Here is a 24,101-nt window from a genome sequence, read left to right as displayed (position 1 = left end):
AAACGACACCGCCGTCAAACCCGCCCGACCCCGATACCCCGCGCCACACCCGACCCCGCCACATACAACTCACCCACCACCCCACCGGCACCGGACGCAACCACCCGTCCAACACCACCACCTCCACCCCCACCCCGGACCACCCACCGACACCACACCCCCGCCACCAACGGCCCACCCACCGTCGCCTGCACCGTCACCTCCGTCGGCCCATACGCATTGAAAAACTCCCGACCCGGCGCCCACCGCGCCACCAACTCCGGCGCACACACCTCCCCCGCCACCACCAACACCCGCACCGACCCCAACCCCACACCCGACCCCAACGTCGCCAACACCGACGGCGTCACAAAACAATGCGACACCCCCTCCCGTCCAACAACTCCACCAACCCACACCCCGAACACCCCCGGCGGCGCCACCACCAACCGCGCCCCCACCGAAAACGCCATCAACCACTCGTACACCACCGCATCAAAACTCGGCGACGACACCTGCGACACCCGCGAACCCGACGACACCCCGAACCGAACCCGCTCCTCCACAGCCAAATTCGCCAAACCCTCATGCGTCACCACCACCCCCTTCGGCCGCCCCGTCGACCCCGACGTATACATCACATACGCCGCACACCCCGCCCTCAACGGCCGCACCCGATCCCCATCCGACACCACACCCCCGACACCCCCTCCACCACACCCACATCATCGAGCCACAACCACTCCACCCCCTCCGGCACCACACACCCCGACACCGACAACCCCACCACCACACCCGAATCCACCAACATCTCCCGCACCCGCACCAACGGCAACACCGGATCCACCGGCAAAAACGCCCCACCCGCCTTCGCCACCGCCCACACCCCACCACCAACTCCACCGAACGCCCACCACCACCGCCACCACCGACTCCGGCCCACACCCCGACCGATCAACACCCGCGCCCACCGCGACGACAACTCATCCAACTCCCCATACGACACCTCCACCCCACCACACGACACCGCCACCGCCCCCGATCCACCCCACCCACCAGCCAAAATCTCCGGCAACACCCGAACACCCACACCCCGCCCACCCCGCACCGGAACCAACACCCCACGCTCCTCCGGTCCCAACACCTCCACCCCCGCCAACAACCCATCCGGCGACGTGGCCATCACCTCGAATATCCGGGTGACCCGTGCCGCGATCGTCTCGACCGTGGCCGCCTCGATCAGGTCCGGTAGGTAGTGAAAGGTCATACGCAGCTGCGTGTCCATCGAGAAGGCCACGCTGAGTGGGTAATGCGTGGCATCGACACCGCTGACGTCCACCACCCGGATTCCGGCCAGGTCGGTGTCCTCGGTCAGCCCACCTCGATCGATCGGGTACGACTCGAAGACGGTTGCCGTGTCGAATCCGAGCTGTGGGCCGGCCGCGCGCGCAATGTCGGCGAGACCCAGGTGGTGGTGGTCGAACAACGCCGCCTGCTCCGACTGCGTTCGTTCGAGCAACTCGCCCACCGTTTCCCGCGGATCGAGCGTGATACGGACGGGGACGGTGTTGACGAGCAATCCGATCATTGACTCTGCGCCGGCGAGTTGCGGTGATCGCCCGGACACCGTGCCGCCGAACGTGACATCGGACGAGGACGTCGCCCCGTTCAACAGGAGTGCCCACGCCACCTGGGTCACCGTATTCACAGTGACGTTGCGCTCGCGTGCCAGAGTCGCGAGTTCCGCGGTAAGGCTTTCGGAGAGCGAAAACTGTACCTGGGTGGGTGGGACCGACGACTGTTTACCCCACGCATCCGGCAGCAGCAGCGTCGGCCCCTCGATACCGGCGAGCGCGTTCGCCCACACCCCCCGCGACTCCTCCGGATCTCGGTGGTGCAGCCAGATCAGAAAGTCGCGGTAGGGCCGGGGACTCGGCAGCATCCCCACCCCATCTGCTACATACAGAGCGAGGAGATCCCGGATCGCGAGTGGCATCGACCACCCGTCGAGGAGGGTGTGGTGGTTGGTCCACACCAGACGGAATTCGTCGTGTCCGATGGACAGCAGAAGGAATCGCATCAGCGGTGCGTGGGAGGTGTCGAATGCCGCAGAGCGATCGGCGGCCAGAATCCGCTCTAGTTCGGCGCCGCGCGCCTCCTCGGGAATACCCGTCAGGTCAACCTGGCGGAACGGCACGCCTACGGTCGCCGGCACCACCTGGACGAACGTGCCGTCGGCGGACGGCACGAACGCCACCCGCAGGTTCGCATGCCGATCCAGCAGTGCCTGAGCCGCGCGGCGCATCCGCGCCGGATCGACGACGCCCTTCAAATGCAGCGACACCTGGACCGTGTAGGCGTCGATCGCGGGTTTCGCCATGAGGGCGTGAAACAGCAACCCGGCCTGCAGAGGTGCGAGTGGCCACACATCGGTGAGCGGCCCGAAGCGCTCCTCCCACGCGTCGAGGTCGCTCTGAGTCACGGTGACGAGCGGAACATCGGAAGGGGTGAGCCCCCCGGCCTCAGAGTCGTGAGAGTGAGTTGTCAATGCGGACAACGCCTCCCGTAGCCGAATCGCGAACCGCTCGGCATCGTCGCGGGCCACCAGGGTGTCCGGGTAGCCCACGCTCACCCGGAGTTTTCCGCCGACCACGATGGAGTTGACCTCGAGCGCGGCCGAAGCAGGCATGTCGGGATCCGGAACGTACTGCAGGTCGCCGAATCCGTCGGCGGGTGCCCATGCCACCGCGCTGCCGGCGGGTGCGTCGGGGACCTGGCCGAGATAGTTGTAACTGATGTGCCCCGGTTCGGTCTTCGGCAGCGTGTCGGCAGTGTCGGGGTTCAGGTAGCGGAGGAGGCCGTAGCCGATGCCCATGTCGGGTACAGCGCGCAGCTGCTCCTTCACCACCTTGATCGCCCGGCCCATCGCGGGGCCGCCGGCGAGCGCGTCGTCGAGGTCGACGCCGGCGAGGTCGAGGCGGACGGGAAAGATTGTGGTGAACCAGCCGACGGTGCGGGACAGGTCGGCGCCCGGCACCACATACTGCTCGCGTCCGTGCCCCTCCATGCGGATCAGCGTGGACGACACCGAGATTCCCCGATCGCGTCGCCATCTGGACGATGCCACTGCCAGGGCGGTGACGAGCACGTCGTGGGCACCCCCGTGGTAAAGCCTCGGGAGGGTTGTCAGCAGTACGGAGGTGTCTTCGGTCGACATCTCGACGCCGACGTCACGAATTGCCGTCGCCACGTCCACCGCGGGATCCAGAGGGCGGTCGGTGATCGGGGGGTCCGGCCCGTCCACGACGCTCCGCCACCACGCCAGCTCGGCGACCCGCTCGCCGCGCTGTGCATCCTCCGCCAGTGCATGCGCCCACCGGCGCATGGACGTTCCCGGCGCCGGCAGCTCCGCCGCGTGTCCGGCGGAGATCTGAGACCAGGCGGTCGCGAAGTCGGGCAACAGAATCCGCCACGACACTCCGTCGACGGCAAGGTGGTGAGCCACGACGATCAATCGGCCCGAGGTTGCGGGGACGCTCGACGTTCCCGGATCGAGCCACACGAACTGGACGACGACACCATCGGAGGGACGCAGTCTCTCGACGGCCGCCTGGTGCTCGGCCGCGACGAGTGTCGCCGGCGGGTCGACCGCGATGGTGGGGTCGAACCTGACGCGACGGATCAGTGACGCGGCATCCACGTCGGTATCCGGGCGGGTCTCCATCTGCCACTGTCCGCTCGCATCCCGGCAGAGCCGGGACCGCAGCATGTCGTGCCGTGCGATCACAGCGGCGACGACAGCGACAAGTCCTTGTTCGTCGATCCCGGCGGGGAGCGTGAGCAGCAGGCTCTGACTGAACCGCTCGAAGTGGCCGCCGCGCTCCAGCAGGTACCGCACCACAGGTGTGGGCGGGAAGGTGCCGATACCGCCGCCGGCGAGTTCGGTGAGAGGGCCGGGCGTCGTGCGGTCCGGGATGTCCGATTGTGCTGCCAGCGCAGCCACCGTTCGGTGCTCGAACACCTGTTGCGGGGTGAACACCAGTCCTCGGGCCTTGGCCCGCGACACCAGCCGGATCGACAGGATGCTGTCGCCGCCCAACGCGAAGAACGAGTCGTCGTACCCCACCCGTTCGATTCCGAGTACTTCCGCGAAGACCGATGCCAACGTCTCTTCGGCTGCGGTGCGCGCGGGCCGCTGGGGTCGGTGCACAAGTTCCGGTTCGGGTAGTGCTGTGCGGTCGAGCTTCCCACTCACCGTCACCGGCAACTCCCCCACAACCACCACCACCGACGGCACCACCCACCCCGGCACCACCCCCGCCACCCACTCCACCACCACATCCGGATCCACCCGCACCCCCACCTCCGGCACCACATACCCCACCAACCGACCCCCCTCCCGCACCACCGCCGCCGCCCGAGCCACCCCCGGACACCGCACCAACACCGCCTCCACCTCCCCAACTCCACCCGCTGACCCCGCACCTTCACCTGCCCATCACCCGCCCACAAACTCCAACACCCCACCTCAACCCACCGCACCACATCCCCGTCCGATACACCCGCGACCCCACACCCGAAAACGGATTCGCCACAAACGACACCGCCGTCAAACCCGCCCGACCCGATACCCCGCGCCACACCCGACCCCGCACATACAACTCACCCCCACCCCCACCGGCACCGGACGCAACCACCCGTCCAACACCACCACCTCCACCCCACCCCCGGACCACCCACCGACACCACACCCCCGCCACCAACGGCCCACCCACCGTCGCCTGCACCGTCACCTCCGTCGGCCCATACGCATTGAAAAACTCCCGACCCGGCGCCCACCGCGCCACCAACTCCGGCGCACACACCTCCCCGCCACCACCAACACCCGCACCGACCCCAACCCACACCCGACCCCAACGTCGCCAACACCGACGGCGTCACAAAACAATGCGACACCCCCTCCCCGTCCAACAACTCCACCAACCCACACCCCGAACACCCCGGCGGCGCCACCACCAACCGCGCCCCACCGAAAACGCCATCAACCACTCGTACACCACCGCATCAAAACTCGGCGACGACACCTGCGACACCCGCGAACCCGACGACACCCCGAACCGAACCCGCTCCTCCACAGCCAAATTCGCCAAACCCTCATGCGTCACCACCACCCCCTTCGGCCGCCCCGTCGACCCCGACGTATACATCACATACGCCGCACACCCCGCCCTCAACGGCCGCACCCGATCCCATCCGACACCACACCCCCGACACCCCTCCACCACACCCACATCATCGAGCCACAACCACTCCACCCCTCCGGCACCACACACCCGACACCGACAACCCACCACCACACCCGAATCCACCAACATCTCCCGCACCCGCACCAACGGCAACACCGGATCCACCGGCAAAAACGCCCACCCGCCTTCGCCACCGCCCACACCCCACCACCAACTCCACCGAACGCCCCACCACCACCGCCACCACCGACTCCGGCCCCACACCCCGACCGATCAACACCCGCGCCCACCGCGACGACAACTCATCCAACTCCCCATACGACACCTCCACCCCACCACACGACACCGCCACCGCCCCCGATCCACCCCCACCCCACCAGCCAAAATCTCCGGCAACACCCGAACACCCACACCCCGCCCACCCCGCACCGGAACCAACACCCCACGCTCCTCCGGTCCCAACACCTCCACCCCCGCCAACAACCCATCCGGCGATTCCAGTGCGGCCGTAAGCATTCGGACGAAGTGCTGCAGATCGGCCGGACCGTGTGCTTCGACGGACCACGTCCCGTCCCGGTCGTCCACGGCGAAAGATGCACGCTCGCCCATTGCGCCCCAACGTTTCACCACTGTGACGGCGGAGTTCCCGATCCGCTCGACGCCGAGCGGTTCCCGCACTTCACCCGCCAGCGGGCACCACTCCTGCCCGAATACCGCAGCATCGGTTGTGGAGAGGAAGCGCCGTCGACGGGATCTCCGCAGTTGCAGGCCCACCTGCCGCGTCACCGCGTCGAACGTGAAATGAGGGGCGAGGGCGACCCTGACCGGGATGGTCGTCCCGTGTTCCCGGTACCCGAGCAGTACGTCGTCGACGCCCGTAAGGCTCTGCCGGTACAGGGCGAGAGCCGCGAGTAGGACGGCTGCCGTACCGCCGCCGCTGCGGCGTGCGAGTCGCGCCGCTACACCGCCGACCGATACATTTTCGTAGCGTGAATCCTTCTGTTCGGGAACCTGATCGAACAGTTCTTCCGCATTCGGGACCCCGGCGAGGAGTTCCTCCCAGTAGCGGCGGTCGTCGAGCCACGCGGCGCTCTCCCGGTAGCGGGCATCGGAGGTGAGCAGTGCCGACGGGGACGTGAACGGCCAGTTCGCTCTCCGAGGCGGCGCGGTGCGGGCGGCCTCGTAGGTTTCGGCGGTGGCCCGGACGATCGCCGCCATGCCCGGTTCGTCGTTGACCAGGCGGTGGTAGCGCTGGAACCAGCCGAACCGTCCGTGCGGCAACCGGAAAAGGATGTGGACGTACAGCGGGCCGGTGGTGACGTCCATGGTTCGGTCCAGTTCGCGGCCGATCCACGCCGCGACGAGGGTGTCGGCGTCGGCCGAGGTGCTCGCGTCGATCACCTCCGGTCCGGACACGTGCCCGGTCCCGGTGCTCTGGCGTAGTTCTTGCCCGTTGCCGCCGAAGGCGACACGTAGACAACCACATTCGGTCAGCGTCTGCCGCAGTGCGGTAGAAAATGCGTCCTCGACGAGTGGGCCGTCGAGTTCGAGATACAACGCGAAAGTGGGGTTGTCGTGTCCGGTCTCGAGCAGGGCGAGTTGGTCGTACGTCAGGGGCAATTCCACACTGCCGGTGAGCTCTTCATCGGTAGGCGGTCGTTCATCGGTAGTCATGGAAGCCCCGCCCGGTCTTACGCCCCAGGTGGCCGGCGTCGACCAATGCGGTGAGCGACTCGGGCGGGCGGTAATGGTCGTCGCCTGTCAGCGCGCGGAGGGTGGTCATCGTGTCGTGGACGTTGTCGAGGCCGATCAGGTCCGCGGTGCGCAGCGGCCCCATGGGATGGCCGAGGCAGCCCTCGAACAGTGCGTCGACGGTTTCCGGGTCGGCGATACCGGCGTCGACGGAGGCGGCCGCCTCCGCGATGCACAGCATGAGCACGCGATTCAACACGAAGCCGGGTCCGTCACCCACGATGATGCCGGTTTTGTTCAGGGAGGTGAGGAACTCCTGCGCGCGGTCCAGGGTGCGCTGGGACGTTCGCGGTCCGGCCACTACCTCTACGGTGTCCTTGAGCGGCGCCGGGTTCATGAAGTGCAGCCCGACAACCTGTTCCGGCCTCGAGGTGCACGCGGCGATGAGATGGACCGGAATCCCAGAGGTGCACGATGCGAGGACGGCATCGGCGGCGCAGCAGCGGTCCAGTTCCGCGAAGATCTTCTCTTTGAGGTCGATCCGTTCGGGAACACACTCGACGACGACGGTGGCGTCGTGCAGCTCGGACATCTGATCGGTCCATCGCACACGCGCCGCCACCTCGGCGGGTTTCGGGCCCGCGCTGCGCCCGAGGAGTATCGCGAGCCGCAGCGAGTCGCTCATGCGCTTGCGCGCGACTTCGACGGCCTGCGGATCCGACTCGACGACGATCACGTCGTGGCCCGAGTGCGCACAGCACTCGGCGACTCCGGCCCCCATGGTGCCGGCGCCCACCACACCGATGCTCATCGCGCCGCCTCCGAGGAGAAATCGGTGTCGTCTTGATGCACGTACTCCATCGCCACCTCCTGAGCCGGCAGGTCGGGATGCGTCACCAGCGCCCGGATGAGCTGACGGAGGTCGGCGAGCATCGCGGTTGCCGTGCTTCGGTCGAACAGTTCCACCGCGTAGTCGAGTTCGAGGGTGAGATTCGGGCCCTGCCCTCGGGACCACGCCAGCGCCAGTTCGGCGGACGATACCTCGGCACGGTCGTCGCTCGGGGCGCGTTCTCCGTCGCACCGAACCGCGAAGTGAACTGCTGCGAAATCCCGCACGCTGCTGTCGGAGGACAGTTCCCGGCGGACCGTCGACACCAGTTCGGAGAACGAGGGTTCACCCGACAGGTCGACACCGACGAGCCGCGGCGAACCCCCGGGGACCGTGGCGGTGCCGACGACCACCTCGTCCTGAGCGGTGTACCACGCGAGGAGGGCGATCCACGCGGCGAGCATCTCGGCGAAACCCGGCGCGTCGTCGAGCATCGCGGTCACCCGAGCGACCGAGTACCGAAGCGGTTCCGCGCCGTTCGATGTCGGCCGCGGCCGGTCGGCCGGTACCACCGGAGGTGCGATCGGCAGTTCGCGCGACGCGATCTCGTCGGACGAGTCGGCAAGGAACGCTGAGATCGGCTGCACCGCCGCAGAATCGACGATGTCTGCCAGGATGGCAACGTACTCCCCGCACAGCGCGGCGGCGGTCTGCTCGGTGAAGAGTTCCGTGCTGAACTCGAGCCCCGCGGCCATGTCGTCTTCGCCGCCGCGCTCCGTGGTGACGAGGGTGAGGTCGAACTTCGCTGTACCGGAGGGCACCCCGCCGAAGGCGATGGCCGAGGGATCCTCCTGGTCGAACAGCGTCTCGGTGAGCCCCTGTTGCGACTGCAACGCGGGCAGTTCCTGGTGCACATGGCAGACGTCGAAGAGCGGGGTACGGCTCGTGTCTCGGTCACCGGTGAGTGCAGTCACGACCCGGTCGAACGGAATCTCCTGATGTTCGAGGGCCCCCAGCACGACGTCGCGCACCCGGCCGAACAGTTCCGTGAGGCTCGGTTCGCCGGACAGGTCGGCGCGCAACGCCACAGTGCTGTTGAAGTACCCGATCATGCCGGCGAGTTCCGGCCGGTTGCGCCCCGTCGTCGGGGTCCCGACGACGATGTCCCGCTGGCGACTACGGCTTGCCATGAGTAGGAAGAACGCGGAGAGGAGTACCACGAACAGTGACACCGACTCACGCCGGGCCACGGCGCGTAGGCGTGCTGTCTGTTCGGCCGAAATGGTGAAGGTGTGGAATGCGCCGGTGAAGTTCTTCCGTTCCGGTCGAGGAAAGTCGGTGGGAAGCCGTAGCAGCGGGACATCGGCGAGTACCTGTCGCCAGTAGTCGAGTTCCGGCTCGAGTGCGGCGCTCTCAATGAGTTCCCGCTGCCACAGCGCGTAGTCCCAGTACTGGATGGGCAGTGGCGGGAGATCCGCAGGGCGTCCGGTCCGGCGTGCGGCGTACAGGGCGGGGAGTTCGCGTTCGAATATTCGCGGCGAACCACCGTCGTTGACGGAATGGTGGGTGGTCACCTGCAGGACGTGTTCGTCCGGGCCGATCCGGACGAGGAGAGCACGCACCAGCGGGTCGTTGGCCAAGTCGAACGGTGCAACCGCCGCTTCGTGCACGAGTGCCCGCGCCGCAGCCACAGGGTCCGGCTCGTTCGACACGTCGGCGGTCCGGAAGAAGTCGCCCAGCGATGGGCGAATGCGCAGTTGCGGCTCGCCGTCGACGTTGACGTAGTTGGACAGCAGTACCTGGTGCCGTGCGGCGAGGTCGTCCCACATTCCGCGGACCGCCGATTCATCGATCGGTCCGTGCAGGTCGCTGACCATCGGCAGGTTGTAGATCGTCGTGGTGGCGTCGAGTTGGTGGTGGAACCACATGCGCACCTGGCCGAACGACATCACATGCCGTCCGCGTGGTGTGATCGGAGGGAGCCCACCGGCTGCGGACGTGCCCGCCGCGAGCAGCTCCGCGAAATCTGCGACCTTCGGCCGCTCGTAGAGGTCGATCAACTTGGGTCGGACCCCGTACTGCTCGGCCACCTTGTCGACGAGCTGCATCGCGATCAGCGAGTTGCCGCCGAGTTCGAAGTAGTCGTCGTCAGCGGCAACCGCCGTCTCGCTGTGCAGCAGACCACGCAGTGTCGTCTGCAGCCAGTCGAGGCTGTCCGCCGGGACGACGCGCGCCGGTTCCGGCTTCGGTTCCGGCGCGACGACTTCGGGGGTTCGACCCCACTCCGGCCGGCCGGGCAGGTCGTACCAGCACCGGGATCCCAGCATGGGGTGCCCGGGCAACCGCACCCGCCGAGCGGTCTCGTCAGCCGCACCGACGGCAACCCAGTCGAGGTCGACTCCGCGCTCGTACAATCCCGCGAGCAGATGGGTGACGGCCCCGGGCGTGTCCGGTACGCGCAGGATCTCTGCATCCGCTCGGTCACCGAGCGCGTCCGCGAGCAACCGTCCGAGCCGCCCGTCCGGGCTCGGCTCGACGAACACGACGGGTCCGTCGGCGAGCATTCCTTTCGCGACGGCGACGAACCGTCCCGTGTCGATCGCAGGGTCGGCGGCGGCTGCCGCGATCTCGGCGGCGGTGACCTCCGACAACGTGCCGAGCAGATACCTCGCCGCATAGCGCGACACACCACCGCTGAGGACGGCGTCCACGGATATCCCAGCGTTCCGCAATTCCCGGTGAACGGCGATCTGGCCGGCGAGAAGGTCCGCCTCGTCACCCGTGGCCGGCAGTGCCGGCGGTAGGGAACGGCCACGGAGTGCGGCGGGCATCGGGTCCGGTGACAGCAGCAGTGCCACGGACGGTGCCCGCCGGGTTGGAGCACTCTCGTTCCGACCCTCGGGGTCGGCGGCCCGCGCCGCGAGTGCCTTTGCCAGTTCGTCGACAGTGCGCGCCTGCACCGCCACCCGATACTCGTGATGCGGCCTCCCCTGGTTGAGGGTGAAGACGATGTCGGCGAGGTAATACCCGCGCACCGCCGACGCCAGATCGTCACACAGAGCGGCGAGCGCCGCTGCGCTTTTCGCCGACACACCCACGAGCCGAATGGTGTCCTCGGCGTGCGGCGCGGTGTGCTGCAGGGGTGGCTGCTCCACCACGCAGTGCGCGTTGATACCGCCCAGACTGAACGAGCTGACTCCGGCCCGTCGAGGACTGCCCTCCTCGCTCCAGGTCCTGGCCTCGGTGACCACCTCGATCCCGCTGCCGGCGAAATCTACTCCGCCGGTGGGCCTGTCGAAATGCAGCGACGGGTACAGCTCACCGTGCTCGACGGCAAGGATCGCCTTCACCAGGCCCGACACTCCCGCGGCGTGGTCGAGATGGCCGATGTTGGTCTTCACCGAACCGATCGGCAGAACACCCGACCTGCCCTCGAATGCGGTGGCGATTCCTTCCAGTTCCACGGCATCGCCCAGCGGTGTTCCCGAACCGTGCGCTTCGAGATACCCGGCATCGCTCGGTGCGAGCCCCGCGTTGCGCCAGGCCCGCTCGATCACGGCCACCTGCGCCCGAGCGCTCGGTGAACTGATGGTCGCGGACGAATGGCCGCTCGACACCGTTGCGGTGCCGCGTATCACCGCGTGCACTGGCACACGGTCGGCACGCGCGCGCCCCATCGTGGTGAGGAGCAGCGCCGCACCACCCTCGCCGACGGCAGTACCGTCCGCGCTCGCATCGAATGCCCGGCATCGTCCGCCGGGCGACATCAGCTCGGCCGAGCCCTCGGCCAGATCGGCGCGAATACCGTTCACCCGCAGACTGACACCACCCGCGAGCACGAATTCGGCGTCTCCCGAGCGCAGCTCCCGGCAGGCGTGGTGCACCGCGATCAGCGAACCGTTGCAGCCCGAGTCGACGGCGTAACAGGGCCCGGTGAGCCCGAGTTGGTACGCAATGCGGGCGGGCACCGCGAACGGAACGTTGCCCAGGGTGCTCAGGACGCCCGGTTCCGCCCACATCGCCGGGTACGTGGACGTCGCGGCGCTGAAGATCACCGCTGTCGCACTGTCCCGGAAGTCGGTCGCCGAGTAGCCGGCCTCCTCGATCGCTCGATACGCCAGGACCAGCGCCAGACGTTGCTGCGGGTCGATCAGCGACGCCTCCCGCTTCGACAGCGTGAAGAACGAGTAGTCGAACGTGGCGATGTCCTCGACGAACCCCATCGGCTGGTAGTCCGAGGGCGGACCCAGTCCGGTGGCCTCGGCCCGCGACCGGGACAGCGGGCGCACCGAATCCCGGCCGGCCGCGAGGTTCGCGCGGAACTCTGCCAGGTCGTCGGCCTCGGGGTAGCGCGCGGCGATGCCCACCACGACGACGGCGTCGTCGCCCGGTTGTCGCTGGGTCACTGTTGCCTCCCGGAGTTGGTCAGAAGTTCGGTCAGAATTCGTGGGTAGCGGGCGCGCGGACCTGCGTTGCCTCGGCAGAGTGCGAGATCACCTCGGCCTGCGCGGCGACCGTGACGACGTCGAAAAGCCGGCCCACCCGGAGAGCGCCCGGCCACCGGTCCTCGAACCGCCGCGCAAGTTCCACGACACGGACAGAGTTGCCGCCGACGTCGAAGAACCCGTCCTCGCGCGAGAAGTCGTCATGCCCTAGCACGGCCGCCCACTCCTCGGCGACGGCGCGTTGCACCTCGGTCCACCGTTGTCGTGACGTGCGGTCGGGTGCCTGCGCCTCCGGAATCAGTGCACGCAGTGCATCCTCGTCGACCTTGCCGTCGGGGGTGCGCGGCACCGCACCGAGCGCGAAGAACTGCGCGGGCACGAGTCGGGATTCGAGTCGCTGGGCACCGAATGCGCGCAGATCCTCGGGCATCGGCAGGACGGCCGCAGTTGCCGCCGGAACCCAGAACAGCGTGATACCCGCCGCCGTCGTCAGCGCGACCGCCTCGCGGATTGCGGGGTGAGTCATCATGGTGTCCGGAATCGAGTGAAGCGGGGAGCCGTCGACGCCGACGAGGCATCCCGACCGTGTCCACCGAGCGAGCCGGCCGGTGCAGACCATGCGGGATCCGGGGGCACCGAACGGATTGGCGACGACAGTGGTGGCCGCCGCCCGCGGTGACAGGTCGTCCGCCGCGGACTCGGCCACGTATACCGCTCCCGTCGCCCCCTCGGGCACCAGATTCAGCCGGGAATCGAGAACGAAAGTGCCTGCGGCCAAGCTGTGTTCGCGGAGCTGCCGCCGGTCGGCGGGAGCGAGGAGATCGATCTCGTCGACGGCGATATTCGGCTCCGCGACTGCGGCCGAGAGGATTCTGGTGAATCGGTCGGCGAGGGTGTGGATGGTCTGCTCGTCGAAGAGGTCGGTGGCGTAGGTGAAGGCAGCGGTCATCCCGGTCGGCGACCCGGACTCGTCGTGGCGCTCACGAAGGGTCAGTTGCAGGTCGAACAGGGACACCGTGACTTCGGGTTCGAGCACCTCGACATCGAGGTGTGGGAGCGCAAGCGCGGGGTACTCGGTGTTCCGGAATTCGAGCAGCACCTGGAACAGCGGCGAATGCGACTGCGAGCGCGGCGGATTCAATGCCTCCACCACTCTCTCGAACGGCACATCGGCGTGGGTGTATGCAGCGAGGTCGGTGTCGCGGACCCGCCCCAGGAGATCGGCGAACGTTCCCGAGACCTCGGTCCGGAGGACGAGGGTGTTGACGAACATCCCGACGACGTCGTCGAGGTCCGCCTCTCCGCGTCCGGCGACGGGCGATCCGATCACGATGTCGCGGGTGCCCCCCGACCTGGACAGAAGTAGCGCGAACGCCGCGTGCACCACCATGAAAACGGTGCAGTGCCGCGACCGTGCAAGCGCTACGACATCCCTGTGCATGTCCTCGTCGATGGTGAACGTCCACCGGTCGCCGGCACCGGATCGATGCGGCGGCCGTTCCCGATCCGCAGGTAGCTCGGTTACCACCGGCGCATCGGCGAGGACGGCTCGCCAGTAGACCAGTTGCCGGGACATCAGGGAGTCGGCGTCGTCCTCCGAACCCAGCAGTTGCCGCTGCCACACGGTGTAGTCGGCGTACTGGACCGGCAGCGGGTCCCACCCCGGCGCGCGGCCCGCGGCTCGGGCGGTGTACGCCGTGAGAACATCCCGCGCCAACGGGACCATCGAGAATCCGTCCGCAGCAATGTGGTGCACCACGACGACGAGCAGGTGGTCGCGCTCGCTGTACTCGAACAGTCGCGCTCGCATCGGGACTTCGGCGGCCACGTCGAACCCTGTCGACACCAACTCCGACAGGGGTGCCTCTCCCGTGGTCACCACCGTGAGCCCCGCGACGTCGTGCGCGTCGGTGATCACCTGGATGGGCCCCGCGACCCCGTGGGGATACCGCGTGCGCAGCGTCTCGTGCCGGACCACCACATCCGAGAGTGCGGCGGCGAGCGCGTCCACGTCGAGTGTTCCCGAGAGCCGCACCATCATCGCGATGTTGTAGGCGGGCGAGGAGGTGTCGATTTGGTTGAGTAGCCACATCCGGTGTTGCGCCCACGACAGCGGGAGCGGGTCCGGCCGTTGCACCGCCGTCAATCTGGGCCGGTCGTCAGCGCCTCTGCCCTCGATCCGCGCAGCCAGGGCCCGCACTGTGGGGGCCTCGAACACGTCGCGCACCCCGATGCTTGCGCCCAGTGCGGCGTTGATCCGCGCGACGACCTGTGTGGCTGTCAGGGAGTTGCCACCCGACGCGAAGAAGTCGTCGTCGGCGCCCACGGCACCGCTTCGAAGCACTTCCGCGAAGATGCCGGCAACCATCGACTCGAACGGCGTGGTGGGCGCCCGGAATACACGCGGTGCGAGCTCGGGATCCGGGAGTGCCCGCCTGTCGACCTTTCCGTTGGGGCCGAGCGGCATTCGATCCAGGACGGTCACCGTGGCCGGCACCATGAATGGCGCAAGGACGGATCCGGCGAAGAGCAGGACTTCTGCGCTGTCGAGATCCGCATGCTCGTTCGCCGTGACGTAGCCGGCGAGCACAGCCTGGCCGGCCGGGGTGCGGCGAACCGTGACCACCGCCTGCGCGACCCCGGGGCAGCGGGTGAGCACCGCCTCGACTTCTCCCGGCTCCACCCGCTGTCCACGCAACTTCACCTGAAAGTCGTTGCGGCCCAAGTACTCGAGTAGTCCCTCGGGTGTCCACCGCATGAGGTCGCCGGTGCGGTACATTCGCGAGCCCGCGCGGTCGAACGGGTTGGCCACGAACGACGCGGCGGTCGAACCGGGCTTCCGGTGATAACCGCGGGCCAACCCGTCCCCCAGCATGTACAGCTCACCGACCACTCCGACGGGAACCGGGCGCAGCCACCCGTCGAGGAGGAGTTCGCGGATACCGCGGATCGGGCGCCCGATCCGCACGGGGTCGCCGGGCGCCATCGGGGCCCCGATGTTGGACACCACCGTCGTCTCCGTGGGCCCGTAGGCGACGAGCAGGGTGCGCCCGGATGCCCAGCGGTCGAGCAACTCCGGTGGACAGCGTTCCCCGCCGACGACAAGGGTGCGGAGGAGGTGGAGGCCGCGCGGATCGACCGTGGCGAGCACGGCGGGGGTCACGAAGGCATGCGTGATGCGCTCGGAGGCGAGCAGATCCGTCAGCGCGTCGCCGCCGTACACGTGGGGTGCCGCGATCACCAGTCGGGCGCCCGCACCGAAGGCCATGAGGTACTCCAACATCGACGCATCGAATCCGGGCGCCGCAAGATTGAGAACCCGGGAGGCGGCGGTCGTGGCATACCGGATGTGCTGCTCGACGGTGAGATTCTGCAGCCCCGTGTGGGTGATCACCACACCTTTCGGCGTTCCGGTCGACCCGGACGTGTACATCAGATAGGCGGGATGTTCCGGTCGCAGCGCGGCGACCCGGTCGCCGTCCGTGATGGGATGGGACCGCCACCGCCGCGACGGACCCGGGTAGTCGAGGTGTAGCCACTCCACACCGTCGGGCATCCGGTCGCGCTGTTCGGCGACCGTCAAACCGACGACCGCGCCGGAATCGGCGAGGATGTCGGCGATCCTCGCCTGCGGCAGACTCGGATCGACCGGTACGAAGGATGCCCCCGACTTCGCCACCGCCCACACCGACACCACCAACTCCACCGACCGGACGAGGCCGATCGCCACCTGGTCTTCCGGGCCGATTCCGCGATCGATCAGCACCCAGGCCAGCCGGTTCGACCAGTCGTCGAGTTCGCGATACGACATCACCGCGTTGCCGTAGGACAACGCGATGGCATGCGGATCGCGTTGCGCCGCGGCAGAGAGAATGTCCGGCAGCAACCGGGGCGCTTCGGCAGGGTGTCCGCCGACCGGAACCAGTGCCCCCCGCTCGTCGGGCGTGAGCACATCGATGCGCGCCAGTGGAACGTCGGGCGATGCCACGATCGTGTCGAGCAGACGCACGAACCGTTCGGCGAACGCGTGTACGGTCCCAGCGTCGAAGATATCCGTGGCGTAGGTGAAGCCACCACTCATTCCCGCCGGGGAGCGGTCCTCGGCGAACTGTTCGATCAACGTCAGTTGCAGGTCGAAGGTCGACACGGACACGCCGAGATCGACCTCTTCCACCGTGAGACCCGGCAGGGCCGGCGTCGGCCGTTCGACGTCCTGGAACTCGAACAACACTTGGAACAACGGCGCGTGTGACGTGGTACGCGGGAGGTCGAGCGCCTCCACCACCCGCTCGAAGGGCGCGTCGGCGTGCGCGAACGCCTCCAGATCACGGTCCCGGACGGTGTGGAGCAGGTCCGCGAAGGAGGCGGAGCCGGGAACCGGGGTCCGCAGCGCGAGAGTGTTGACGAACATCCCGACCAGGTCGTCGAGGACTGTTTCGCTGCGACCGGCGACCGGCGACCCGATCACCACGTCACTCGTGCCGGTCAGGTTCCCGAGTAGTACTGCGAACACCGCGTGCGACACCATGAACACTGTCACCTCGTGTTCTCGCGCGAGGTCCCGCAGCCGCTCGTGCAGGCGTGCGTCGACGGTGAACGACACGCCCGCCCCGGCGAGTGACCGCACTTCCGGACGAGGACGATCGAGCGGTAGATCCGCCACGATCGGCGCATCGGCGAGCGTGGAACGCCAGTATGCGAGTTGCCGGGACATCATGGAGTCGGGGTCGTCCTCCGATCCGAGCAGCGCCCGCTGCCACCTGCTGTAGTCGCCGTAATGCACGGGCAGCGGTTCCCACCGCGGCGCGTGGCCGGCCACCCGAGCCGCGTAGGCGGCTGTCACATCCCGGGCGAGTGGGCCCAGGGACAGCGCGTCCGCCGCGATGTGGTGCATTACGAGAGCGAAGACGTGCTCGCTCGGCCCGACTTCGAACAGTTCCGCCCGCAAGGGCACCTGCGTCGTGAGATCGAAGCCTGTCGCCAAGGCCGACGAGATTCGTTGGCGCAGTTCGCTTTCTCCTGTCACCGCCACCGCGCGGAGGCCCGGCATGGCGTCCCTCACCGGGAGTACCGACTGCACGGGGGTGTCTCCGGCCAGCGGGACACGGTCCGCAGAATCTCGTGACGGTCCACCACATCGGTCAATGCGGCCTCCAGCGCGGCGGCGTCGAGAGGCCCGCGCAATCGGAAGGCCGCTGCAATGTTGTAGGCGGGCGACGTCGTGTCGAACTGGTCGAGAAACCACATCCGCGTTTGCGCGAGGGACACCGGCACCGGTGAGGAGCGATCCGTCGGGACCAGCGGTGGCCGCGTCGTCGTCGCAGCCCTACCCACGCGAGTCGCCAGCAACCGGATCGTCGGGGCCTCGAAGAGGTCGCGCACGCCCACACCCGCGCCGAGTTCGGTCTGGATTCGGGCCGCGGCCCTGGCGGCGACCAGCGAGTTGCCGCCCAGTCCGAAGAAGTCGTCGTCGATACCGACGGACGGCACGTTCAGCAACTCCGCGAAGACAGCCGCCAGCACCTCCTCGACGGCAGAGCCGGGTGCGACGAAGTCGGCACGGGCCTGCACTACCGGAGACGGGAGCGCCGCCCGGTCGATCTTGCCGTTGACGGTGAGCGGCAGCTGGTTGAGAACGGTCACCGACCCGGGAACCATGTACGAGGGAAGAGCGGATTCCGCTGCCTCGAGGACGGCCCCCGGGTCGATGAGCGCCCCCGGTTCGGGTACCACGTAGGCGGCAAGGGCCGGGCCGGTCACCTCGTTCCGGTGCAGCGTCACCACCGCCCGCGCCACCCCGTCGCAGCGGCCCAGCACCGATTCCACCTCGCCGAGCTCCACGCGGAATCCGCGGATCTCGACCTGCTGGTCATCGCGCCCCAGGTACTCGAGATGTCCGTCCCGGCGCCACCGCACCACGTCACCGGTCCGGTACATGCGCGACCCGGACATGTCCGCGACGAAACGGGATGCCGTGAGCCCGGCGCGGCCCAGATAGCCGCGCGCCACTTGCGGTCCCGAAACGTACAGTTCACCGGCCACGCCCACCGGCACAGGATGGAGTCGCGGGTCGAGCACCGATACGCGGAAACCCGGAATGGCCCGCCCGATCACACTCGTCCATGCGGCGGCTGCGAACTCCGGGTCGAGGGGAAGGTGACTGACGTGCACCGTCGTCTCCGTGATGCCGTACATGTTGACGAGTACGGGCGCGTTGTCGTCGTGCCGCGAGTACCAGCGTGCGAGCTGCCCGAGGTCGAGCGCCTCACCGCCGAGCACGACGTATCGCAGCGGGAGTGGTTCGGCGCCTTCATTCGTGGCTTCCGCCTCGATCAGCTGGGCGAACGCCGTGGGCGTCTGGCTCAGCACCGTCACCCGTTCGCGGCGCAGCACTTCGAGGAACTGTGCCGGCGAACGGGTGGTGTCGAAGTCGGCGACCACGAGCGTCGCCCCGTGGAGCAGAGCGCCCCACAGCTCCCAGACGGAGAAGTCGAACGCCGGTGAGTGGAACATCGTCCAGACGTCGGTGCCGTCGAACCGGAACAGCTGCTCGGCGCTCGCGAAGAGGGCCACCACGTTGCCATGCGACACTGCCACGCCCTTCGGCCTGCCCGTCGATCCCGACGTGTAGACCACGTACGCCAGCGAATCCGGGTTGATCGGCGCCCGCTCGGCGTCCGTCACCGGCAGCGCTGAAACGGTATCGAGCTCGGCTTCCCCCGAATCGAGCAGGACGACAGGGATATTCGACGGTGCCAGTGCCGCTGCGGTGTCCTGCGTGGCGAGAAGACACACCGGTCGGGCGTCGTCGAGCACGAGCGCCGACCGCTCACCGGGGTGATCGACGTCGATCGGGAGATACGCCGCACCGGCCTTGACGACGGCGACCAGCGCGACCACCAGCGCGGCCGACCGCGGTGCCGCGACCGCGACCAGGGATTGCGGACCCACCCCCGTCGACAGAAGCTGCCGGGCAAGGCGATTGGACCGGGCGTCCAACCGGCCGTACGAGAGCCGTTCGCCGCCCGCCACGACCGCGGTGGCATCAGGTGTGCCCGCCGCCCGCACTGCGAACAGCTCGGTCAACGTCCGACGTGGGGGCGACGTGGGGAGCGTCGACCACTCGAGGAGAAGCGTGTACTCGGCCGGCGCGAGCAGATCGATGTCGCCGACCGGGACGGACGGGTCATCGAGGGCGGCATCCGCGAGTCGGAGCAGCCGATGACCGAAGCCCGAGACTGTATCGGCGTCGAACAGGTCTGCGGCATAGGTGAATCGGACCTGATCATGACGCTCGTCCACGGTCACCAGCAGGTCGAGATCGCCGAGGTCCCAGCCTCGGTCTCGGTAGTCGAGCAGCACTTGGAACAGTGGCGCATGTGATCGGGACCGCGGCGGGTCGAGCGCGTCCACGATCTGCTCCCATGACACGCCGCGGTGAGCGGCCGCCTCTCGTGCCGAGTCCCGCACCCTCTCGACCAACTCGGTGAACGGTTCGCTGCCGCGCACCCGGGTCCGCGACACCTGCACCTCCGTGCCCACCGCGGTTCCGACGACCACGTCCGCGGTACGCGCTACCCGCGACAGCAGCAGAGCGAGTGCAGCGTGGACCACCGTGAACACGTCGGTGCGGTACTCGGCCGCGAACGTCGTCAGCCCATGCCGCAGAGCTGCGCCGATCGCCACCTCCACGGCGGCGCTGCGCCCGGACGGCCGGGGTGGCCGGGGCCGGTCGGCAGGCAGCTCGATCAGCGGCGGCGCGTCCGCCAGCGTCCGTGTCCAGAAATCCAATCTGGCGGTGTCGTGGTGGACGGTGCTGATCGCGGCGTCCGCGTCCGCCCGGAGGAACTCGTCGAGCAGTTCCACGAACCGGCAGTGGTGGGCACCGACCTCCTCGGCGTCGTACCGGTTCGGATTCGCCAGGAAGTGGACAAAGGTCTTCACCGGCGCACCGCTCTGGTACACGTCGATGAGCAGATCTTCCACCGGCCCGGACGTGACGATGTGGTACTCGCCCACGAGGGTGCCGAGCCTCAGCTCTTGATGGAAGAGCATCACGTTGACCATCGGCCCGGACAGCGTGTCGGCGGCGCCCGCCCCTGCGTCGCGGCGAATGTCCCCGAGCCCGAAACGCTGGTGTCGCAGGGCACCCAGGAGGTCGAGCCGGACTCGTTCGACCAACTCGCCCACCGTGTCTTCGGGCCGGATTTCCACCGGCAGCGGCACGATACCGGCCACCATGCCGCCCGAACGTCGCAGAACCGCCGTCGTTCGCGCCGACACCGGGATAGTGACCAGCACGTTCCGGCGTCCCGTCATGCGTGCGAGGTAGCAGGCGAACCCGGCGATGACTGTCGCCGTGCCGTGCTGCCCGGCCTCGCGCAGCGCACGCTCGGCCGCCTCGGGCAGCGGTCCCGCGATGTCGGTGCTGTCGGCCACCGCGGGTGCGGCCCTGCGAGCCAGGCTCGGTGCAGGACCGAGTCCGGCGATCCGCTCGGCCCAGAACTGGCGGTCCGCGGCGAAGCGGCTCGACGATCGGTACTGCTCGTCCACGTCGAGGAGGTACCGGGGATCGACAGCCCCATTCGGTGGCGGCTCCCGGTCCGCAATCGCGGCACTGTATCGGGCCGCGATCCGGTTGAGCATCGTCATTGCGCCGTAGCCGTCCAGCGCCACGTGATGAATCTTGCTGTACCACAGGTAGTGCTCGTCATCGACCCGCAGAATCGAGGATTCGACGAGGCGGTCGTGGGTCAGGTCGATCGGCGTGGCGCAGTCCGCCCGCATCCACCGGCGAGCCGCGTCTTCCGGGTCGACCTCTCCGCGGAAGTCGACCAGCCCGATGGATCGGTCCGTCGAAGGGTCGACCAGCTGGAACGGGCGGCCCTCGATTTCGATCAGACGCAAGAACGGCGACCCGAACTCGTCGGCGGCGGCCACCGTGGCAGACCTGAGGAGATCGACGTCCAGGTTTCCGTGCAACTCCACATACTGCGCGATACACAACGGCACGTCCGGTGCGAGCTGCTGCGCCAACCAGGCCTCGTACTGCGCGGCGGACAGTGGAAACGGTGAGGCTGGTGAAGCGGGGAAACGGGCGGGAGTGTCGGCGACACAGGCGGGTTCGCCGACCGACCCCCTCGCTGCTCGTCGCTCCATCGCAATCGCATCCCAGCCAAGGCCCCCATCGCCTTCGCATCCGGGAGCAATCAACCACGGTGACGGACTACCTGCCCTCACCCTGACCACGCAACGAAATCCCCGAGAAGATCGAGACTGCCTCCAATCCAGCACACTGTCAACCGCCGCCACCGCCGTTCATCTCGGACTTTTCCAGCAATGTCCGCAGCGCCGCTTCGTCGACCTTGCTGCTCGCCGCTAGGGGAAGGGCGCCGAGCGCCATGAAATGGGCGGGCACCGCCTGCGCGACCAGACGCTCGGCGCAATGCGCGATCAGGTCGCGGGTGGTGGGCAGGAGGGTCGCCGCCTGGGCGGGAACCCAGAACGCGGTGAGGGCGGTGTCGCCGTACTCGTCCACGGTCGCGAGCACCACCGCCTGACGGATCGCCGGGTGACTCTCGAGCACCGACTCCACCGCGTGCCGCTCCACCCTCGCTCCCCGCACCTTCACCTGACCGTCGACCCGTCCGCAGAACTCGATGTCGCCGCGGACATCGACGCGTGCGAGGTCACCCGCGTGGTACATCCGGGCACCGGGATCGGTGGCGAACGGGTCGGCCACGAAGCGGGCTGCGGTGCCCGCGGGGCGATGGGCGTATCCCGCCGCGATCTGGGGACCACCGAGGTAAAGATCCCCCACCGTTCCCGGCGGCACGGGAACCAGCTTCGCGTCGAGGATGTGCGCCGTCGTCGCACCCAGCGGCCTGCCGATCGGGGCGATCGACGCGGGCAGTTCACGCACCCGGTGCGCAACGCAGCTGACGGTGGTCTCGGTGGGCCCGTACTCGTTGCCCAGCGGCACGCCCGGCAGCACGGCGCGGTGCCGTTCGACGAGCGTCGCGGGAAGCGCCTCGCCGGCCAGGGTCACCCACTGCAGGTGCGAGCGGAGCGGAGCGAGGTGCGGCAGCAGCAGGCGGTAGAACGACGGTGTCGCGGCCAGATGGGTTGCCCGCCACTTCCCTGCGAGCGCTGCGACGGCCTCGGCATTGCGCATACCGCCCGCATCGGGGAGCACGCTGGTGCCGCCGGTGCAGAGCGCCCAGATCGTCTTCAGGAGGGCGCCGTCCCACGTCAGACGAAACGCGGAGAAGGTGACTAGATCGGACTCCTCGTAGTCGTAGTTCCGCCCCGCGACCATGCTCGCCAGATTGGCGCGGGTGACCACGACGGCTTTGGGAACTCCGGTCGTTCCCGAGGTGGTGATCACATAGGCGGGAGCGCCTGCGGGGACGCGTTCGGGAAGGCCGATCGCACGTGACCGCGGCGGTGATTCCCGGTGCCGGTCGATCAATGCAGGCACGCCGGCACCGGCTTCACCGGCGAGGGCACCGACACCCTCCGTGGAGGTGGCCGGATCCGAGGAATCGAACACGATGGCCCCGCAGTCGACGTCCGACAGCAGGGCGCGTAGTTGCATCGCCGGGTGGCCAGGTTCTATGACGCACCAGGCGGCGCCCGCCCGCAGGGCGGCGATCATCGCCACCATCGTGTCGGTGCTCTGCTTCCGATAGATCAGAACCACCAGGCCCGGCCGCACGCCGGTCGACACCAGCTCGGCGGCGAGTTCCGCACTCGCCGAATCGAGCTCGGCATAGGTCAGGGCTCGATCCCCCACCGCTATCGCGATCCGCCCGGGAACCCGTGAGCATTGCTCGAGAATCCCCGCGATCACCTCGTCACCCGGACACCAGGCGCTCATGGCACCGCGCTCACGATGCGGACGTGATCGGTGTTCGGTCCACCGTGAGCAATGCCATTGTGCCGCAGCAGTAACCGATCGTGGTCCGTCGCGGCGACCTCGAACCCACCGAAACGCAGGGTCACGAGCATCACGCGGTTGACCTCGGTGGCCACGAATTCCGCACAGGGCTGCTGTCCCCGCGCCCGCGCCCGGTCGACGACATGCTGGATCAGGGCCGCGCCCACTCCGCGGGACATCACTCGGCACGACATCAACAGCAACTGGAGCACCGAGTCGTCTCCACGGAACTCCGACACGGCGAGTCCTATGGTTCCGTATCCACCGAAACGGTCCTCCAGGGCAGCCACGAGCACCTCGTGGCGATCCGAACGGCACAGTCTGCGGAGTTCGTCGATGCCGAAGGTGCGACCGGTGGTGTTGAGTTGATGTGAACGCACGGTGAGTTCGTGTGCCCGCGCCAGGTCCTCGTCCTCTGCCCTGCGCACGGTCATCACCAAGCCCAGCGAGGCGAGGAACTCGGCGCTCGATCCCGCGAACACCTCCTCACTGCTCTGCCGGATCCGCTCGGCGCGGTACAGCGCGCGGCGCCCCGCTGCCTCGGCCGTGATCGACTCCGGAGTCAGCTCGGGCAGATCGGGGAAGGAAGCGATACTCTCGGCCGGATAACACCGCACCGACGGCAACGCCCCGGCGACCTCGGCGCGCTCGACCGGATCGTTGTCGACGAAGGCCACCGTGTCGAGACCGATGTGCAGCGTCTCCGCTATCCGCCGCACTGCACCGGATTTGGGCCCCCATCCGACGTCGACGGCGCAGAACAGTTCCTCGAGGCCATGGGCGCGCAGATGAGCGACAGCGGGTTCGAACTCTCCGCGGCTCGCGATGGCGTGCAGAATGCCGCGGCGGTCGAGCACGTCGAGCGTGCGCAGCACTTCGACCTTCGGCACCGGGACATCCTGCTCGAGCACCACCCCGTCCCAGATGGTGTCGTCGAGGTCCCAGACCACGCACTTGACGGTCTGCTCCAT

General features: G+C 68.3%; 11 protein-coding genes. All 11 read right to left on the bottom strand.

Annotated features, from left to right (window positions below; all coding sequences use genetic code 11):
• Window positions 1-14 precede the first annotated feature (14 nt).
• The gene (locus tag CBI38_RS07175; RefSeq protein WP_162603192.1) at window positions 15-617 is read right to left on the bottom strand and encodes an AMP-binding protein; all 603 of its coding nucleotides are present in this window, start codon (window positions 615-617) and stop codon (window positions 15-17) included.
• A 23-nt stretch (window positions 618-640) separates the two neighbouring features.
• Window positions 641-4,426, bottom strand: coding sequence for a condensation domain-containing protein (locus CBI38_RS07170; RefSeq protein ID WP_162603191.1), 3,786 nt, complete (start codon window positions 4,424-4,426; stop codon window positions 641-643).
• A gap of 490 nt (window positions 4,427-4,916) precedes the next feature.
• Complete coding sequence (locus CBI38_RS40080) at window positions 4,917-5,354, bottom strand: AMP-binding protein (RefSeq protein ID WP_257792483.1); 438 nt, start codon at window positions 5,352-5,354, stop codon at window positions 4,917-4,919.
• Window positions 5,272-5,550 carry an AMP-binding protein gene (locus CBI38_RS40255; protein ID WP_335743614.1) on the bottom strand — a complete coding sequence of 93 codons (279 nt, stop codon included), beginning with the start codon at window positions 5,548-5,550 and terminating at the stop codon, window positions 5,272-5,274. The genes CBI38_RS40080 and CBI38_RS40255 overlap by 83 nt, the downstream gene beginning before the upstream one ends.
• Complete coding sequence (locus CBI38_RS07155) at window positions 5,499-6,899, bottom strand: condensation domain-containing protein (protein WP_109327603.1); 1,401 nt, start codon at window positions 6,897-6,899, stop codon at window positions 5,499-5,501. Before CBI38_RS07155 ends, CBI38_RS40255 begins: the two co-directional genes overlap by 52 nt.
• Complete coding sequence (locus tag CBI38_RS07150; protein WP_109327601.1) at window positions 6,886-7,728, bottom strand: 3-hydroxyacyl-CoA dehydrogenase family protein; 843 nt, start codon at window positions 7,726-7,728, stop codon at window positions 6,886-6,888. The genes CBI38_RS07155 and CBI38_RS07150 overlap by 14 nt, the downstream gene beginning before the upstream one ends.
• Entirely contained in the window at window positions 7,725-12,152 is a 4,428-nt protein-coding gene (locus tag CBI38_RS07145; protein WP_109327599.1) for a condensation domain-containing protein, read from the bottom strand. The genes CBI38_RS07150 and CBI38_RS07145 overlap by 4 nt, the downstream gene beginning before the upstream one ends.
• Before the next feature lie 31 nt (window positions 12,153-12,183).
• A complete protein-coding gene (locus tag CBI38_RS40920; RefSeq protein WP_250645715.1) occupies window positions 12,184-17,241 on the bottom strand; it encodes a non-ribosomal peptide synthetase in 5,058 nt (1,685 codons plus the stop codon).
• Between the two features lie 8 nt (window positions 17,242-17,249).
• The gene (locus CBI38_RS40915; protein ID WP_250645714.1) at window positions 17,250-21,350 is read right to left on the bottom strand and encodes an amino acid adenylation domain-containing protein; all 4,101 of its coding nucleotides are present in this window, start codon (window positions 21,348-21,350) and stop codon (window positions 17,250-17,252) included.
• Between the two features lie 139 nt (window positions 21,351-21,489).
• Window positions 21,490-23,070: an amino acid adenylation domain-containing protein gene (locus CBI38_RS07135; protein WP_109327597.1), complete on the bottom strand. Its 1,581-nt coding sequence runs from the start codon at window positions 23,068-23,070 to the stop codon at window positions 21,490-21,492.
• The gene (locus CBI38_RS07130) at window positions 23,067-24,101 is read right to left on the bottom strand and encodes an HAD-IIIC family phosphatase (RefSeq protein ID WP_109327595.1); all 1,035 of its coding nucleotides are present in this window, start codon (window positions 24,099-24,101) and stop codon (window positions 23,067-23,069) included. The genes CBI38_RS07135 and CBI38_RS07130 overlap by 4 nt, the downstream gene beginning before the upstream one ends.

The organism is Rhodococcus oxybenzonivorans, assembly GCF_003130705.1.
GTDB lineage: Bacteria > Actinomycetota > Actinomycetes > Mycobacteriales > Mycobacteriaceae > Rhodococcus_F > Rhodococcus_F oxybenzonivorans.
The sequence above is the reverse complement of the archived record's forward strand: the minus strand, read 5'-3'. Positions and strand labels throughout refer to the sequence as shown.

Excerpts from the sequence above, each read along its gene's own strand:
- CBI38_RS07150 (WP_109327601.1), bottom strand. The coding sequence starts at position 7,728 with ATGAGCATCGGTGTGGTGGGCGCCGGCACCATGGGGGCCGGAGTCGCC.
- CBI38_RS07130 (WP_109327595.1), bottom strand. The coding sequence starts at position 24,101 with ATGGAGCAGACCGTCAAGTGCGTGGTCTGGGACCTCGACGACACCATC.
- CBI38_RS07175 (WP_162603192.1), bottom strand. The coding sequence starts at position 617 with ATGTATACGTCGGGGTCGACGGGGCGGCCGAAGGGGGTGGTGGTGACG.
- CBI38_RS40080 (WP_257792483.1), bottom strand. The coding sequence starts at position 5,354 with ATGTTGGTGGATTCGGGTGTGGTGGTGGGTTGTCGGTGTCGGGTGTGT.
- CBI38_RS07155 (WP_109327603.1), bottom strand. The coding sequence starts at position 6,899 with ATGACTACCGATGAACGACCGCCTACCGATGAAGAGCTCACCGGCAGT.
- CBI38_RS40920 (WP_250645715.1), bottom strand. The coding sequence starts at position 17,241 with ATGCCGGGCCTCCGCGCGGTGGCGGTGACAGGAGAAAGCGAACTGCGC.
- CBI38_RS07135 (WP_109327597.1), bottom strand. The coding sequence starts at position 23,070 with ATGAGCGCCTGGTGTCCGGGTGACGAGGTGATCGCGGGGATTCTCGAG.
- CBI38_RS40915 (WP_250645714.1), bottom strand. The coding sequence starts at position 21,350 with ATGGAGCGACGAGCAGCGAGGGGGTCGGTCGGCGAACCCGCCTGTGTC.